General features: G+C 44.2%; 10 protein-coding genes and 2 pseudogenes. 7 read left to right on the top strand and 5 right to left on the bottom strand.

What is annotated here, in order from left to right:
- The first annotated feature begins 176 nt into the window (after window positions 1-176).
- Both I4V84_RS19015 and I4V84_RS19010 read left to right on the top strand, forming a co-directional pair.
- Window positions 177-1,100: an abortive infection family protein gene (locus tag I4V84_RS19015; protein ID WP_195993162.1), complete on the top strand. Its 924-nt coding sequence runs from the start codon at window positions 177-179 to the stop codon at window positions 1,098-1,100.
- A gap of 33 nt (window positions 1,101-1,133) precedes the next feature.
- Window positions 1,134-1,880 carry a hypothetical protein gene (locus tag I4V84_RS19010; protein ID WP_195993161.1) on the top strand — a complete coding sequence of 249 codons (747 nt, stop codon included), beginning with the start codon at window positions 1,134-1,136 and terminating at the stop codon, window positions 1,878-1,880.
- Window positions 1,881-1,945: 65 nt separating this feature from the next.
- On the opposite strand, the gene I4V84_RS19005 is transcribed toward I4V84_RS19010, so the two are convergent.
- The 5 genes and pseudogenes from I4V84_RS19005 to I4V84_RS18980 all read right to left on the bottom strand — a co-directional run.
- Window positions 1,946-2,146: a transposon-transfer assisting family protein gene (locus tag I4V84_RS19005; RefSeq protein ID WP_195993160.1), complete on the bottom strand. Its 201-nt coding sequence runs from the start codon at window positions 2,144-2,146 to the stop codon at window positions 1,946-1,948.
- Window positions 2,147-2,149: 3 nt separating this feature from the next.
- Entirely contained in the window at window positions 2,150-3,094 is a 945-nt protein-coding gene (locus I4V84_RS19000) for a hypothetical protein (protein ID WP_195993159.1), read from the bottom strand.
- Window positions 3,095-3,097: 3 nt separating this feature from the next.
- Window positions 3,098-5,358 (bottom strand): annotated as a pseudogene (locus I4V84_RS20960) (VirD4-like conjugal transfer protein, CD1115 family).
- A complete protein-coding gene (locus tag I4V84_RS18985; protein ID WP_195993157.1) occupies window positions 5,355-5,831 on the bottom strand; it encodes a PcfB family protein in 477 nt (158 codons plus the stop codon). Before I4V84_RS18985 ends, I4V84_RS20960 begins: the two are co-directional and overlap by 4 nt.
- Window positions 5,832-5,925: 94 nt before the next feature.
- Window positions 5,926-6,577: pseudogene (locus tag I4V84_RS18980) on the bottom strand (DUF6017 domain-containing protein); the annotation flags it as partial.
- 57 nt (window positions 6,578-6,634) lie between these two features.
- Between I4V84_RS18980 and I4V84_RS18975 the strand changes: the two are divergent.
- The 5 genes from I4V84_RS18975 to I4V84_RS18955 are packed head-to-tail and all read left to right on the top strand — an operon-like array spanning window position 6,635 to window position 15,517.
- Entirely contained in the window at window positions 6,635-8,824 is a 2,190-nt protein-coding gene (locus I4V84_RS18975) for a hypothetical protein (protein ID WP_195993156.1), read from the top strand.
- Between the two features lie 14 nt (window positions 8,825-8,838).
- Window positions 8,839-9,210 carry a hypothetical protein gene (locus I4V84_RS18970; RefSeq protein WP_195993155.1) on the top strand — a complete coding sequence of 124 codons (372 nt, stop codon included), beginning with the start codon at window positions 8,839-8,841 and terminating at the stop codon, window positions 9,208-9,210.
- A complete protein-coding gene (locus I4V84_RS18965; RefSeq protein ID WP_195993154.1) occupies window positions 9,207-12,947 on the top strand; it encodes a hypothetical protein in 3,741 nt (1,246 codons plus the stop codon). Before I4V84_RS18970 ends, I4V84_RS18965 begins: the two co-directional genes overlap by 4 nt.
- Window positions 12,944-13,150, top strand: coding sequence for a hypothetical protein (locus I4V84_RS18960; protein WP_195993153.1), 207 nt, complete (start codon window positions 12,944-12,946; stop codon window positions 13,148-13,150). Before I4V84_RS18965 ends, I4V84_RS18960 begins: the two co-directional genes overlap by 4 nt.
- A 39-nt stretch (window positions 13,151-13,189) precedes the next feature.
- Window positions 13,190-15,517, top strand: coding sequence for an SGNH/GDSL hydrolase family protein (locus tag I4V84_RS18955; protein WP_195993152.1), 2,328 nt, complete (start codon window positions 13,190-13,192; stop codon window positions 15,515-15,517).
- Window positions 15,518-15,791 lie beyond the last annotated feature (274 nt).

Below are 15,791 nucleotides of genomic sequence, written 5' to 3'. Positions count from 1 at the left end.
CTGTTGATGGAAGCATTATACTACATTGGGACATTTTCCTTTATGGTATATTAGGACATTATCATAAATGGTTCATATTTGGTATTTGTGTCTGGTGGCTTCATAATAGACTTTACACTTTATTTCTGCTATAATTGAAGCGAATAAATACAATGTTTAGCGTGGGAGGTACAGTCATGGAGAAGAACAATTTTTCTTTGCTCCGATCTAAAGAAATTATAGCCATTTTAGATGGTGATAAGGACTTCGGTGAACTGACCTTTGAAGATAAATATGGAAACGAAACAAAAATAAAAATAGCGATGCCGTATTTAAGCGGGCCAGCTATTTGCGAGCTTTCGTCTTTCTTTGGGTTGCCAGCAACCTACTCATGGTCTGGCGGAGCGTTGAGCCGCTGGCAATACTTTGACAATATTATGGCTTTTTGCATTAAGCAAAATAGGATGTCTGATTTTCTTTCTTATCTTTTTTCAAAAGATAAATTTGTAGATGTGCTAAGAGATTTATCTGTAAAGGACATACAGAGTGCACACGAAGCTATTTTACAAAAAGTTTTGGAACAGATTAACAGCATTTTATACTTTGGCGGTCACGAATTACGCGCTATAGGCAAGGTATATCAGGTTTGTAATGTGGGGGAGGTTGTCGCTGTTGCTGCGCCAGCAGTAAAAATCATTGACCGCGCCTATATAAAAGATTTGGCTGGCAGAGCCAATAAGGACATTGATGAGGGAAATTTCGATAGTGCCATTACCAAGGCCCGCACCATACTCGAAGAAACCTTTTGCTATGTTATTGAGAAAAAAGGAGAAGTGCCGTCGGACAGCGGTGATATTGGTAAACTTTACGGTCAGGTCAAGACTTTATATAATATGCACGCAGACAAGAATTTGGACAAGCGCATAAACACGCTTCTCTCAGGTTTGGAAAAGATAATCTCTGCAATCGCTGAAATGAGAAATAAGGAAAGTGATTCTCACGGTGTTGGTAGTAAGCGGATTGGTATAGCTGATTATCACACTCGTCTCTTTGTTAATTCTGCAATCGCTATGGCTGACTTTATCTTATCAGTATATCAGAACGCGACACATGAAGTTTAGCATTTATTCAGAATAAAAAATGGAGGGATATTTGTGAATCAAGATTTTATGGAGAATGATAAAGATTTGGAACTGGTTGGAGTGGATTCCGTTATAGATTCTCTATCCACCTTGATTGAACAGGGATCGGAAAAAATTGTAGCATTTATTAGTTCGGACGATTTTTCTGACTTACTGGCTGAAATAAAGGAGCTTGGTGCAGAACTCTCAAAGGCAATCAAAGTTGTGAAGATAATCCGTAAAAGCGCCAGTATTCCAGACAAACTTTTCATGCACAAAATGGAGAGGTATTGTGCTGGACTTGTATCAATTCCATCATCAAAACGGGAAAAATACGCTGCAAAGGTTGGGAAAAAATCTCTTAACAAAGATTCTGTGTTTATCCTTGGTGTTCTAAATAAGATTGAAGAATTATCAAAAATTGATATTCTTGTGAGACTATTTGAGGCGAAAATGGACGAAGAAATTGACGATCAAACATACCGCAGAATGATGTTACAAGTTGACCGCACAATGTATTCTGACATTTTGTTTCTAAAAGACAACATTTGCGATGACTCAATAAAAATTGCATCAGTAGAAGAAGAAAATCTATTAGCCACGGGATGGTTGATTTTTGCCGGAATTGGTATTGGTACAGCTACTGAAGAAGGCGGGAATTTATATTCGTATACACAAACCGCAAAGCAGTTTTGTAATGTAGTTTTTCAAAGTAATTTGACGATTAACAATAATACATCTCCAATGATGGGGGGTATTTCATTCGATATAGTGGAATGATATTCAAATAGAAAGATGCCAGGCGCAAGCGGCCACATGGCCGCCACGCCCGGCGTCTGTTTTACTTATTCATCGGTGAAATGGAACTTCTGGCGGTCATAGTCGGCATCCGTCATGCTTTCCAGCTTGGAAAGGGTCTGCTGGGCCAGCGCCCGCATATCCCCGTCCATATCCGGCAGAGCGGCGGTGATCTTGCCCATCGTCCTGCGGCGGTCAGCGTTGTGGTACATACAGATCAGGTTTTCTTCCTCCACGGTAAAGTTCATTTGTCATACCTCCAATTCCTTTTTCTTGGTTCTGGCTGCCGCCTTTTTCGGGCTGGCGGCCTGTTTGCTGTCGGTGAGCTGCTTGCGGATAGAGGGCCGGGGCCTGCGTATTGACAGATCCCGGCGCTCGTCTTTTCCGATCATGTCATATACTCCGTGCCGGTCTTTTATGCCGGTAAAGCATAGGGACTTATAGGGCAGCATGGCAAAGAGCCGGTCATTGTCCTTGGTGGAGGCCAGTGCGTCAAAGTGCGGTGAAATCTCCACCATGTAATGCGTCTTGTTGGGGCTATTGGGTGCAGACATATCTTTCAGCTTATCCACGATGCGTTGGGCCTCGATTTCAATCCGGCTGTCATGCAAAGCGGTGATGTGGGCCTTGAAATCTCCCGGCCTTGTCTGCTTCCGGCTGTGCTGCTCCTGCTGTAACGCCTCCTGCAGCACTGCCGGGTCGCAAGGCTGGGCTTCATACCGCAGGAAATCTCCCAGCACACGGTCAGGGCTTCCGTCAAAATACTGTTCCGCCGGAATGTCACGACTTCCATGCTCATAAAAGAGCCGGTTTACACTCACTGGCAAAGCAGCATCTATGACGTGCCGGTAATGCTGCTGGTAGTCCAGCTCATAGAGACTGCCCCGGATAGTATTATCCTTGGTGCCGGTCAGCTCCACGGCGTAGGCCAGTATCTTGTCGCGGGTCTGCTCCCCGTAAAAACGCCATGTATTGTGCTGCCGGGTATCTTTCAGGAACACGTCATGTTCCCGGAAGCAATACGTCCCAGAGGGCCGGGACATCCACAGCAGGGTCTTGTCCACGGCCTGATTGCTGGCGGCGGCCCGCTGGATGCTGCCCTTGTCAATGTCAAAGTCGCTCTGATAAAACGCGGTGTTCTGCCGCATGATCTCATCCAGCGCCGCAATCACGTCCACATTCTCAAACTTCTGCATCCGTTACACCTCCAATTCCTTTGATTTTTCCCGCGCCGGTTTCTTTTTTGACTGTTCCTCCTGTGCGGCTTTGAGCTGCGCTCGGATGGAGGGCTTTTTCTGCTGGGTCTTGCGGGACTGTTTGGCCTTGGGCTTCTTGGCCTCGGCCTTGGCAGCATCGGCAAGATCGGTAAGGGAAATATGTTCCCTGGCTTTTACCTTGGCCTCTAACTCGCCCATGGACGGGGTGTTATTGATAATGCCGTCAATCATATTTTCGTTCTGTTCCGTGGATAGCTCGGCGGTACGCAAGGGATTTTTCCGTAAAAATTCCGGCACCTGCTGAAAACCAAAGCTGTCACAGTAATGGGCGGTATCTTTGCCTCCCTGATGCAGCACCACCACGTCGGACACAGAAAGGGAATGTCCCCTGAAATTTGCCGGATGGTCAATGTTGAATGTGCGGTAGATGTTCTCCAACGTGGTTTTGCTATCCAGTGGCGCGGTGTAAACAAGGTCATAGTTGGCCCTGTCCACAGAGCGCCCGGCGGCCTGCAAGCGGTAATAGGACTCAAACCGATAGTCCCGCGTTTCATCACCACTCTTGACCTGATAGATTGAAAAGCTGTCCTGCTCCTGCGCTTCATAGCCAGCCTCCGCGTATTCCTCTACGGTCATACCGGCTGCGACGGCCTCCTGTGCGATCTCGGCCTGCACCTGCTCCTTGTAGTCCTGCAAGGTCTGGTCAAAATCGGACAGCTTCGGCAGCTCCGGCAACTGATATTGGCCCTGATTGAGAAGCGGGCGGCACTCCTGCACATAGTCAAGAACGGCATGGAAATAGGCTTCCTTCTCCGGCGTCAATTCCTCCCCGGAACGTAAGGCCCGTCCGGCTTCCTGCTCCATGTGGGCGAGATTGCAATGCAGCTTCATATAAGGAACAAACTCACCCAGCAGCATATCCCGTTCCGCTTTGTCCTGCTCCCAGCCCTCTAAGCCGGTTTCCGCAATCACATGGTTTTTCCAGCTTTCATCCTGGGCGTAGTATTCATCAGCCGCACATGGACAGGCAGCCGCCCACCGTACTTATCATCGGCCCGGTCACAAAGTAAGTTGATTAACTGGCTTTGGAGCATAGCCAGAATGAAGTTAAATGTGGTGTCCGTGTCGCTCATAATGAGAAACAGCACCGTCTTTTCATCTCCGATGGTGTCCAGCTCCATTTCGTCGTCCTCCATCAGCTCGCGCACTTCCCGGATGTCAAAGGGAGCCAAACGTGCGCCGCAGCTTATCAGGATGGAGGAACGGGTTTTGCCAGCGGACAGCAGGAATTTTTTATACTGCCGCACAGCAAAGTGGTCTGGGTCTTTCTGCTCCAATCGTTCAAACATCAGGTCTACGGGGCTTTGAAACTCCGGGTCGTCCTCGCGGGCTTCACTGGCGTTTATCATTTCCAGCAGCGTTGTGAAATTCATTTCTTCTGCCGGGGCCTCATACCAGATATAGCCGATCAGGGCCGTGTAAAACAGCCGTTCCGATTTGACCCAAAAATCCTCCGCTGATTTTTCACCCTCTCCTTTGGTGTTGGCAATCAGGGTATTTACCAGCTTCAGCACGTCCTTTTCCGAGTGGATGTAGACGAACGGATTGTATTTCATGGACTTGGAAAAGTTGATGGTGTTCAGGATTTTTATGCGGTAGCCCGCCTGCTGAAACATCTTTCCTGTTTCCAGAACAAGGGTGCCTTTGGGGTCAGTGACGACAAATGAAGTCGGATAGTCCGTGGTTGGAAAGCATTGCATCAGGTTTGGCTTCACGAAAAAGCGGGTCTTGCCGGAACCGCTGCCGCCGATCACCAACACGTTTTTGTTCCGGGCCGTCTTTGGGTCTTTGGGCCGCCCGGTCATAGTCAGCCGTTCCATTTGGGTCAACAGGATATTGTTTTCAAACTTGGGGGCGATGTAGGGAGCAATATCCTTGGCTGTTCCCCAACGGGCGCTGCCGTACTCCACGCCCTTGCGGTACTTCTTGGCGTTCTTCCCCTTGCAGTACACTATCAGCCGCACGATCAAAGCACCGGCGACACCGATGCAGAAATCAAACAAGTGCAGACTGGGGAGAGGATTTGCAAAGGCCGCCGTGAAGCCGTCCGCAAGATGCAGGAGCTTTCCCGACAGGTCAGTACCGGCGGCCAGCCGGTATGCCTGCCCGCATTTTCCGAACAGGTACACAAAAATCAGATACGGGAGGTTGAGAATCACCAGCTTTTTCACATCAGGTTTCACCGTTCCAGCCCCCTTTCTCTGATTTTCTCCTTGGCTCTCTGCTTGGTCTGCTCCGCTGTCTTTTTCTTCATGGCAGACAGCACCTTGCGAATGGATGGCCGCTGCTCCTTGGAGAGTGTCTTTGCCGTAAACTCCCGGAATGCCTGTTCCAGATTGTCCGCATCCTTGGATTTGAAGATCACAACGTAGTGGGGCGGCTGGGTGGTCTTATCCTTTCGCAAGGCAAAATCCACGCCGTATTTCTTGGCACAGGGCTTGAACGCGCCAATGTTGGCCTCGGTGATCTCAATGTTGGAGAGGGCCGCCCCATGTTTTTTGAGTTGCTTTAGGCTCTGCTGGCCGTGATGCAGTGTGGTCTTGCTCTCGGCCCGGTGCTGCAAATACTTTTTCAGCGCTGCTTGCAGCACCTGGGCTGTGAGCTTGCCCGTTTTCATGGACAGGGCAATGGTTTTCTGATCGACTTCTTCCTGCAATAAGCATCCCTCCTTGTCAGAAAGTCAAAAATGGCATCTAAGGTGGAACCATCAGATGCCACAGGTAACAGCGGTTCAAAGCGCCTCCTTTTCCTCACAGGCTTTCATCCGGCGAACAGGAATAGTCCGGCAGGCCGGATTTCGGCTTGCCCCAATCCGGCTGCGCCATATCGTGCGCCACAAGGGACGTGTAATAGTTACTGATGGTGCTGGGGGCATTGAACAGCATGGCTCGTAAATACTGCTTGATATTGCGGACTTTCGTGGTGTTCTCCCGCAGGCAGTCAAAGACAAAGCGGATATGATCGCTGTTCAGCTTCATAAACTTGGATTTCACCAGCTCGGCGGGGTAATCATCCCCGGCAATACGGATGGTCTTGCGGGAAGTACAGACGGTTTCCAGCATCAGGTCAACGATCTCGTCAAGCTGCTCCCGGTCAATGGAATTGTCCTGAATGAGATAGTCATACTCGATATTCTCCAAAAGGATTTCCCGATAAATCTGTACTGCCGCATCCTTTCCTGTTCCTTTCCGTTCCGGCGGTGCAGCCGCCGCCTCGTTTCTCGCAGGGGGCAGGGAAGGGAAGGGAATCGGTACTTTGTCCATCTGTATTTAATTTATCTTTTCTTGGTAAGTTAGTTCTTTGTATTTCTTTATTTAATTGCGTTGGATTTCCCGACGCCGGATTATTCGATGTCGGGTTATCCGATGTTGGATTTTCCAACACCGGCTTATCCAACACTGGCTGCTCGTAAATGGTATAACCGGTTGGGCAGAGCTTGGAAAAGCTGTCGGCAAGGCTATGACAGGAACATTCAGTAAGATCAGTTTTACGGACATTGCAAAAGCACTGGTAGGTGTGATCAACGGAGCATTCGAAACCTTAGCCAGTTTTGACAATGAATTTGACTGGAAGAGCTTCCAGGAGAATCTGAAATCCGGAATCCAGACTATGGTAAATGACATTGACTGGAAAGGAAACGGAAAAGCTTTTGGAGACTTCCTTTCTCATCTGTGCGATTGTATTACTGAAGCCATTGACAACGATACCTTTCAGAAACTGGGAGAAGGAATCGGTGAATTTCTTGCAGAACTGCCTTGGGGAAAATTACTTAAGACTGCAGCAAGTGCATTAATAGATGGACTTGGTGGAGCTCTTGAGGGATTATGGGAAAGTAGCTTAGTAGGAAAGATAACTGTTGGTCTCATCGTAGCGTTTGGCGCTGTGAAAATAGCACGAGTAACAGGACTTGACTCTTTGGCAGCAGCTCTGATTGGAGAGATTGGAAGCAAAATTATAAGTGCTGAGAATACAGCAACACTTACAGAAGGTGTAGAGACGGTACTTGGAAACGCTTTGAAAGGTGCAACAGGAGAAGTAAGTACATTTGGTTCAACATTAGGAGCTGTACTTGGAACTGCCGGTATAGTAGCTGTGGCAACCGCCGGCACTGTGAAGCTTACGGAAAAGATTGCAAGTGTTACAGAAGCTCTGCAGGGCGGAAATGGAATTTTGTCACAGACTGGCGGATATTTACATGACTACACCGGAGCAATAGAGGCAGCTCGTGCCATTACGAAAGATCAGGCGGAAGAATTATGGAAATTGATTGAGACAGATGAATCTGCCGGAAAATCAAATGCAGAGATGTATGATAGCTTTATCCAGAAGCTTTCTGAATATGGAATTTCTGCAGATAAAGCAAAGCAGATCTTGGAGCAGTATGGAGCTCAGGCTGGTGTATCAGCCAGTTTCGTTGAGGATATGACTGAAAAGGTGCAGGTTCTTGGAGAGGGCTTTTCTGAAAGTGCTGGGCAGATTGATACTTCATCTATAACAGCTAAAGATGCAATTAAAGGACTAAGAGATACTTTGTATGAACTGAGCTTAAAATCTGATGATTTTGGCGGTACATATCAAAATGTACGGGATCAGTTAGAGTATACACAGGGATCCGTAACAACTGCACAGGAAGCATTCGATATCGTATACAATGCGTTGAAAGATGCAGGTGTTCCGCTGGATGAGTTAAATACTGCATTGGCTGAAACATTTCCAGAAGCAATGATAATCGCCAAATCATCTACAGAATCATCCATGACGGATATAGAGACATCTGTAAAAACAGGTGCTGGCACAGCTAGTACAGCTGTTGCAAATGCTATGTTTGGAATTAAAACTGATACAGAAAAGGCAATGTCAGAGACTGAGCGTTCCGTATCAGACCATACAGGAAATATCAGCACAGCAACTGTTACAAACTGGGGAAATTCGGCTGAAGAAGTAGATAAGAATCTTGATCAAATGAAACAACATGCAAACCTGAAACTTGGTGAGATGCACAAAACGGTAGAAAGCCATTTCTCAAGTCAGTACAATACCATGACGAAAAAATGGGAGCGAGCACGAGAACGTATTGAACAGATTATTTCCGAGATGGTTCAGAATATAGGGACAAGTCTTGAAGGAATTACTGGAGATATGGAATCAATCGGTGTGAGAATGGGGAATAACTTGGCGACAGGCCTTTCAAACGGAATCAGAGGAGTAACCGATATTCTAAATGATGTTATCAGAAAAGTGAATACCACAATTGGTAATATCAATCGCTCTATCAGTGGGATTGAGCGTGGATTTACATTCTCATACAATGTGCAGTTGCCGAATGGAGGGCGTAGATGGGGTAATTACCATCTAAATCTTCCAAAGGTAAACACAGTACCTTACCTGGCAACAGGAGCCGTAATCCCGCCGCGTAGCGAGTTCCTGGCTGTGCTTGGGGACCAGAAGAACGGAAGAAACCTGGAAGCTCCGGAAGGTCTGATCAGGCAAATTATAAGAGAAGAGATTGGCAGCAAGACGGATGGAAATACTTATAATGTTTCTGTATCAGCATCTGGCAGAAAGCTTTTGGATATTGTCCTCGAAGAGGGCGAGATGAGAAGAAACCGCAACGGTGGTAGGAATCCGTTTAAACTGGATGAAAATTAGGAGGTGACCGGGGTATGGATTGTTTTAAAATTGACGGGATAGCAATTGCAGATCCTGAGACATACAAACCTGTGTTTTCTACTACCAGCACAAAGAAGTCTAAGCGTGACCAGTCACTTGCTATGCATAATTCGGTTATGGGAACGATTGCAGGATATGATCTTACCTGGGGAGAGCTTACATGGAAAGAAATTTCAGTAATCTTGAATGCTCTTATTGATAAAAAGAGCTTCACTTTCCATCATAAAGACCCAAGAATACCTGGAAAGTGGGTTGACGGAGTATTCTACTGTTCCAACTACAGTATGGCCGCACAGACTTTGGAAGAGAACAATGAGAAGTGGACAGATCTATCGATTAACGTAAGGAGAATGAAAAAGCTATGATTAATGTATCGAATCAGCTCCTGAAGGAATCAGAAGACAACCAGGATTATTATGTAACGGCGAATGTTACCCTTGCAGACGGAACAAAACTGACTCTGAATAAAGAAAATTTTTATTTGGACGGAAACGGAATTGTAGATTCTGCAGATAGCAGCAGTTTTCCTATAGGTGTGGCCATTGAAAAGACAGCAACGCTGTCCCTGGTGAACGATGAAAACCAGTTTTCTGGTTACAGTTTTAACCGGGCAGTGTTTGTCATTTATATGAACCTGGAACTATCGGACGGAAAAATTGAGACCTTCAAACGAGGGTCTTTTATTGTGTGCAAAAAGCCCACAATTGACGAAGAAATAGATCTGACACTTCTGGATTACATGAGCAAAACAGACCGCAGCTACGATACTAATCTTATTTTTCCTTGTACAGCGGGGGAACTGCTTCGAGACTCCTGTCAGACCTGTGGAATCGTAGTTGGAGATGCGTCTTTTACAAATGACGATTTCCAGATAATGAAAAAGCCAACATCCACCACTCACCGGGCTGTGATCGGAATGATCGCGGCCCTTGCTGGTAGTAATGCAAGGATTGATGAGAATGACCTGCTGCGGATTGTATCGTATCCCAAAATAGATAAAAATAATTTCACTGGTATTAAGCTTTACAGCGTGGATGATGTACAGACAGATACGGATATAATCACTGTGACCGGAGTTAAATACACTTCGGAGGAACAGGATTACATATATGGATCCAATGATTACATGATTACGCTGAGAGGAAATCAACTCCTATCTGGAAACGAAAAGGACGGAGTAAAAAGAATCGGAAAGCTCCTGGTTGGTTTTCAGCTCCTTCCGTTTTCCTTAAGCAGTATTCCAGTGGGATATGTCACTTTTGGAGATGCAATCCAGTTTGAAGATTACCGGGGAAATGTTTATTGGTCCTACGCCACTGATGTTGAGTTTTTGTTTGCAGATTCCACCAATTTTTCCTGCAAAGCAAAGAGTGTGGAAGAACAGGAGACAGAATATCCAAATGAGAACCGCGTTTTGGTGGAACAGGCAAAGGAAGAAGTACATCAGCGGATGTCGGGATATGATGTAAAATTAAAGCAGATGAACAATCTGGCGGCCAACACCCTTGGTTTTTACTATACAGAAGAAATTCAGAATGATGGATCCATTATTTCATATCGACATAACAAGCCAACATTGGAAGAATCCAAAATCATTTATAAGACAACGGCAGACGGATTTTTTCTTTCAACTGATGGCGGAAATACCTGGAAAGCAGGCTTTGACTCAAATGGAGATGCAGTCCTTAATATCCTGTATGCAATCGGCATTAGGTCTGAATGGATCAATACAAGAGGATTTAAAGCGGAAGACAATGCTGGAAATATTACTTTTGAAATCGATGCAGATACAGGAGAACTTAATGCGAATATCACGAATCTTCTGATAAAGGGGAAAGACTTTTCCAGCATCTCCAAAGACCAGCTGGACGATTTCATCAACAACACGTACCTTTCCGATATCCTTGGCATTAAATCTCGCCTCGATGGAAAGATTGAAACCTGGTATCAGGATGAGGATCCTTCCCTGGAATGGACCAGGATCATGGAGACCCCTTGGCTGGATTCAAATGGGGAGAAAATCCTGGATTCAAACGGGAATGAAATCATTCTTTTCTGGGAGTCTGAGAAAGCAGAGCATGAGGGGGATTTATGGTACAACACTGCCGATAACTCACAGTGGACTTACATATCTGGAGAATGGCAGCCGTATTCCATTCCAGATGAGCTTCTGGATAAGATCGACGGTAAATGTACTGTTTACATGCAGCAGCCGAAACCGCCTTACAATTCCGGCGACCTCTGGGTCATTACGGATGAGAAAGGAAAAACATCCCTAAAAACTTCGGTAGTAAACCGTGTAGATGGTGATTTTGTCCCGGAAGACTGGATTGATTTCAAGTACGTAGACGCAGATGACGTTGCAGATGCCATCAAGAATTATGATACGAGCCTGGGACAGCCGGAAATCTTTAACAAGCTGACCAACGGTGGAAAAGAGCAGGGAATCTACATCAAGGATGGAAAGCTGTATATCAATGCCACCTATATTTTATCCGGATCCCTTGCTGGAAATCTGATCAACGGCCGTGGCCTTAAGGTTATTGATGATGATAAAAAGGTAACCCTGGAGATTGACAGCAAAGGAAATGTAAGCCTTGCGGTTACTAATTTTTCACTTAAAGGTAAGAGTGTTGAGGATATTGCCAGTGAGGAAGCCAGAAAGAAGATCGAGGAGCTCCCCAGGGAGACAGAGAATCTTCTGAAGGGATATGGACTGGCAGAAGAGGATGTGACCAAGTACTGGGACATTACCGGAACGCCTGCCCATAGCCAGACAGATCCGGTTGGACAAAGCCAAGCACTGCAGCTTTCTGGTCTGTCAGCCGGGGATATATTCTTTTCCAGCAAGGTTACAGAGAATCCAATATCTGCAGTGAGCGGACGGTATAACATTTCATTCTGGATGAAGGGTGAAGGAACTGTATTCACGGATTATATCTACACGGAAGTAGAGATTTGGTTTAATGGTACGTTGGTTGACACTGTAAAAGTGCAGTATTGGAAAAAATACAGTTATTCCATAGATGTTTCCAAAATGAATTCCGGATTTGCAAAGCTGCAGTTTAAGATTAAAGGATTCAGTAATATCAAACATAATATCTGTATATACCGACCGCAGGTGACTTTCGGCTATACCAGCCTGGATATCTTTAATATGCTCACAAACAATGGTGCACTGCAGGCAGTGTACATGATCGGCGGTAAGCTCATGCTGAATGGTGAGTATATCAAGGCGCTCAGCGTTGCAGCAGAAGCACTTGCAGCAAACTCAGTTACTACAGAAAAACTTTTGGCAGGCGCTGTTACAGCCGAAAAGATTACCATTAGGGAACTGAGTGCGTTAGGGGCTTCCTTATCCGGCTTCAAGATGGATAGCGAAAAAATATATATCTATAGTGAAGAACAGGGGGAAAGCACCAGCCTGGTTATATCCAGGGTGACTGGAAACACTGAAAAACCATTTATATCATTTGGAATGGGCAGAAATTCAGCTTCAGCGCGGTTGAAACTTAGCGCTGATGGGATCAGGGGAGCACGTACAAATGCGCTGGCGCTGCAGGATGACACCTCGCTGGCATCTGACACCTGGACTTCAGATACCCATCACAGTCTTGGGAAAACTGAATTCTATGGAGATGTAACAGTTCACGCAGATTTTAAGGTAACCGGAACCAAATCTGTTGTTGCCAAGACGCAGAATTATGGCAGCCAGGCTTTTTACTGCTATGAGACGCCAACACCTACGTTAGGAGATTTTGGAGGCGGTGTGATCGGGGAAGACGGGCTGGCGGTGATCCTGATTGATGATATCTTTCGGGAGTGCACCGATACAGAAATTGAATACTATGTGTTCCTTCAGCGGGAAGGAGCCGGTGACGCCTGGGTGTCTGAAAAAACAGATACCTATTTTTCTGTACGGGGAACACCGGGACTGCGATTTGCCTGGGAACTGAAAGCCCGACAGCTTTGCAAAGAATACATCCGCTTTAATGCCGGTAAAGAAGACCGGGAGGTGGATTTCAAGACCGTGGATCTTGAGAAAGCAATGTTCGCAGAACGCGAAAAAATCATAATGGAAATGGAAGGAGAATTAGCATGAGCCTGATCAAAAAACTTACATCATTTATGAAACTCTCAACCGGAGAAGGCGACAGGATCGCATTCTCTTATTCTACGATCGATACAGACAGCGGAAAGATCGTGGAGCAGAACCAGAGGGGAAACTTCCTGATTCTGGATGATGGGGTAGCGGAGCATGTGGCTGCCATTGAAAAATACATCAAAGAAAATAAGTTGGATTGAGTTGATCACTCACCTTGATCATATAGGGAGGTTCCAATAATGGCAAAATGGATTGAATACTTACTGAAAAAGAAACCTGCAGATGAAGATATGCTGATGCTGGAAGATGCCGAAACCCATAACAATAAGCGCGTCTCATTTTCCGGAATTGCTGACTGGCTGATCGAGAAAATGAAAAAGAACAACCTGATCAGCGGCGCCCTGCGCTTTAAAGGCTCATCTGCCTACGCTGCTCTTCCTGGAAAGGGGGCTGCGGAAAATGATTATTACTACTGCACAGATGGTGATGGAACCCACGGTCCTGGCTACTATGCCTGGAATGGATTCTCCTGGATTTGGATCGGAAACAACGATAAGGGAATTGATAAAAGCCTGAAAGTGGAAGGGGCAGCAGCTGAGGCTGCGGCAACGGGGGAAGCAATTGCTTCGCTAAAGGAAGCTTTAGTAAATATTCCAATAGGTGTAACGGACATTGTTAATAGCATGGTAGACAGTGGAAAGTTTGAGATAAAATACAGAGGTGGTAAATATCACCATGCGTCAAAAACCATCACACTTGGTGCTGGAGAATATATTTTTAACTTATACAGCGCTGTTTTTTCAACAGATGGATATTTAATCATTTTTAAAGAAAAAGAAAATGGAAATGTTATTTTAAGGCCTATTAAAAAATGCGGAATGTATAATTTAAAGCTGGAAGAACAAACAGTTCTTGTCATTGTATTCCAAGTATCTGTATCGGAAGATGTGGCAAATAGCGAGTATAAACTTTATTATAGCATTTATGATAAATTATCAACCATTATTCCTAAAGAATATACAGGGGTTAATGAAGTTGAAAATAGGGTTAATGAAGTTGAAAATAGGGTTGATGCAGCTACTGATAATATTATCAAGGATTTAGGTAACTTATTACATTGCCAAAAAGAATATTGGACAATGGGTGATATAGACGTACCCATTACTGGTGAATGGTCTAATACGCAAGTAAAGTGTGAAGTTGATTTATCTAATATGGTAGGAAGTGTTCTGAAAGTATCAGTTGGAAGTATTTCTGATAGTGTTGATACTCATAGATGTTATATTGACCTATTAGACGACAAAGACAATAGTTTATCAGATAACCATGTATTAGAAAATACTTTTGTAAACTCTATTATAACGCCGAGTGGGGGTTATGTAAAGTTTGATGTATCATCATTTAAAAGTAAAGTTAAATATATAAAAATACAAGCTCAAGCGTATCAGGGAACAAAACCTACTATAACTGGAACGATTAAATATTCTGACATTTCGGCAAAAGATACTTCTGATAAAACTGCTTTTGTTGCTGAAATAAATGAAACTAATTTAAGTAATAATCTTAAAGATAAACTCCATATTTCTGATAATAAAGGTTGTATTATAAAAAATGTTGGTGACATGAGTTCAGGCTCCACTATTACCGTAGCTTCTAATAACATTAAGAAAAATAAAACTTTAATTGTTAATGCAAAAATAAATTCATTTGAAAAAATAACAGTCGGGCACGGAATTGATGTTTATGGTGGAGCTTATTTAGAAGTTACGCCTAGCGAATTAAGCGTTTATAATTATTCAACGCAAGCTAAACTTGTAAAAACAGTATCACATAGTTTAACAATAGCAAATGATATTTATATTGAAGTTACTAATTCGGTAAGTAAATATGGTTTTCACGCAAGAATTAAAATTGTTTCTCAAGGGCAGTCATTTGTACAAAGCGGAATATTTGATTTTCCATGGACAGGTAGTAATGGCGATGTGTTTATCAAAACTGGTACTAATACCGCATTATCAGATTGCAAAGTAAGTTGGTCATGCTCGGATTTATCAGCTAATATTCATGCTTTTGGCGATAGCTATTTCGACTACTGGAATCCCAAAATGGCTGATTTGGGATATTCGGATAGATTTTTGTTTGATGGTTTCGGGGGGAGAGGAACATTGCAAGCTATTGCACCACTTAATTTTTCTTTGCAACATGGTACACCTAAATATGTGCTATGGTGTTTAGGCATGAATAACCCTGATATCGGCGGTGTGAACTCAGATTGGTTAAATGGTTTTAACACTGTGATATTAGCTTGTAAAAATAAAGGTATCATTCCTATATTTGCTACTATACCTAATACACCGAAAAACAACAATAGTTATAAGAATGCCTATATTAAATCAAGTAGGTATAGATATGTAGATATAGCGCATTATGTGGGTGCAGATACAGCTAACTCCAATTGGTATGACGGTTTGCTTTCGTCAGATAAAATTCACCCAACTGATAAGGGTGCTTACATAATTGCACAAAATATTATTACTGATTTAGCTGATATCATATTCGGTAATTAACTAACGAGGGCACCGATAACCGACGTGCAGAAAATGTTAGGACATGTAAATGTAAATACTACCATGGTATATGCAAAGACCTGTGATGAAGATGTAAAAAGAAGTCACAGTAAATCAATTGCATAATTTTAAAAGCATCTCATTGAGGTGCTTTTTTCGTACCAAGAATGCGAGGTGAGAATATAAACGAACCCAGGGCGAGACCGTGTAACCGGTCTTATTTTTATACCATAAAATAATATAATAAGAAGGAGAACACATAATTATGAAGGTG

Source organism: Ruminococcus sp. 1001713B170207_170306_F1 (assembly GCF_015668065.1).
In the GTDB taxonomy this organism is placed as follows: domain Bacteria; phylum Bacillota; class Clostridia; order Lachnospirales; family Lachnospiraceae; genus Blautia_A; species Blautia_A faecis.
This window is presented reverse-complemented; position numbering and strand designations above follow the sequence as displayed.

What these genes read in the sequence shown, in the direction of transcription:
- I4V84_RS19015 (WP_195993162.1), top strand. Translation starts at nt 177, where the DNA reads ATGGAGAAGAACAATTTTTCTTTGCTCCGATCTAAAGAAATTATAGCC.
- I4V84_RS19005 (WP_195993160.1), bottom strand. Translation starts at nt 2,146, where the DNA reads ATGAACTTTACCGTGGAGGAAGAAAACCTGATCTGTATGTACCACAAC.
- I4V84_RS19000 (WP_195993159.1), bottom strand. Translation starts at nt 3,094, where the DNA reads ATGCAGAAGTTTGAGAATGTGGACGTGATTGCGGCGCTGGATGAGATC.
- I4V84_RS18975 (WP_195993156.1), top strand. Translation starts at nt 6,635, where the DNA reads ATGACAGGAACATTCAGTAAGATCAGTTTTACGGACATTGCAAAAGCA.
- I4V84_RS18970 (WP_195993155.1), top strand. Translation starts at nt 8,839, where the DNA reads ATGGATTGTTTTAAAATTGACGGGATAGCAATTGCAGATCCTGAGACA.
- I4V84_RS18965 (WP_195993154.1), top strand. Translation starts at nt 9,207, where the DNA reads ATGATTAATGTATCGAATCAGCTCCTGAAGGAATCAGAAGACAACCAG.
- I4V84_RS18960 (WP_195993153.1), top strand. Translation starts at nt 12,944, where the DNA reads ATGAGCCTGATCAAAAAACTTACATCATTTATGAAACTCTCAACCGGA.
- I4V84_RS18955 (WP_195993152.1), top strand. Translation starts at nt 13,190, where the DNA reads ATGGCAAAATGGATTGAATACTTACTGAAAAAGAAACCTGCAGATGAA.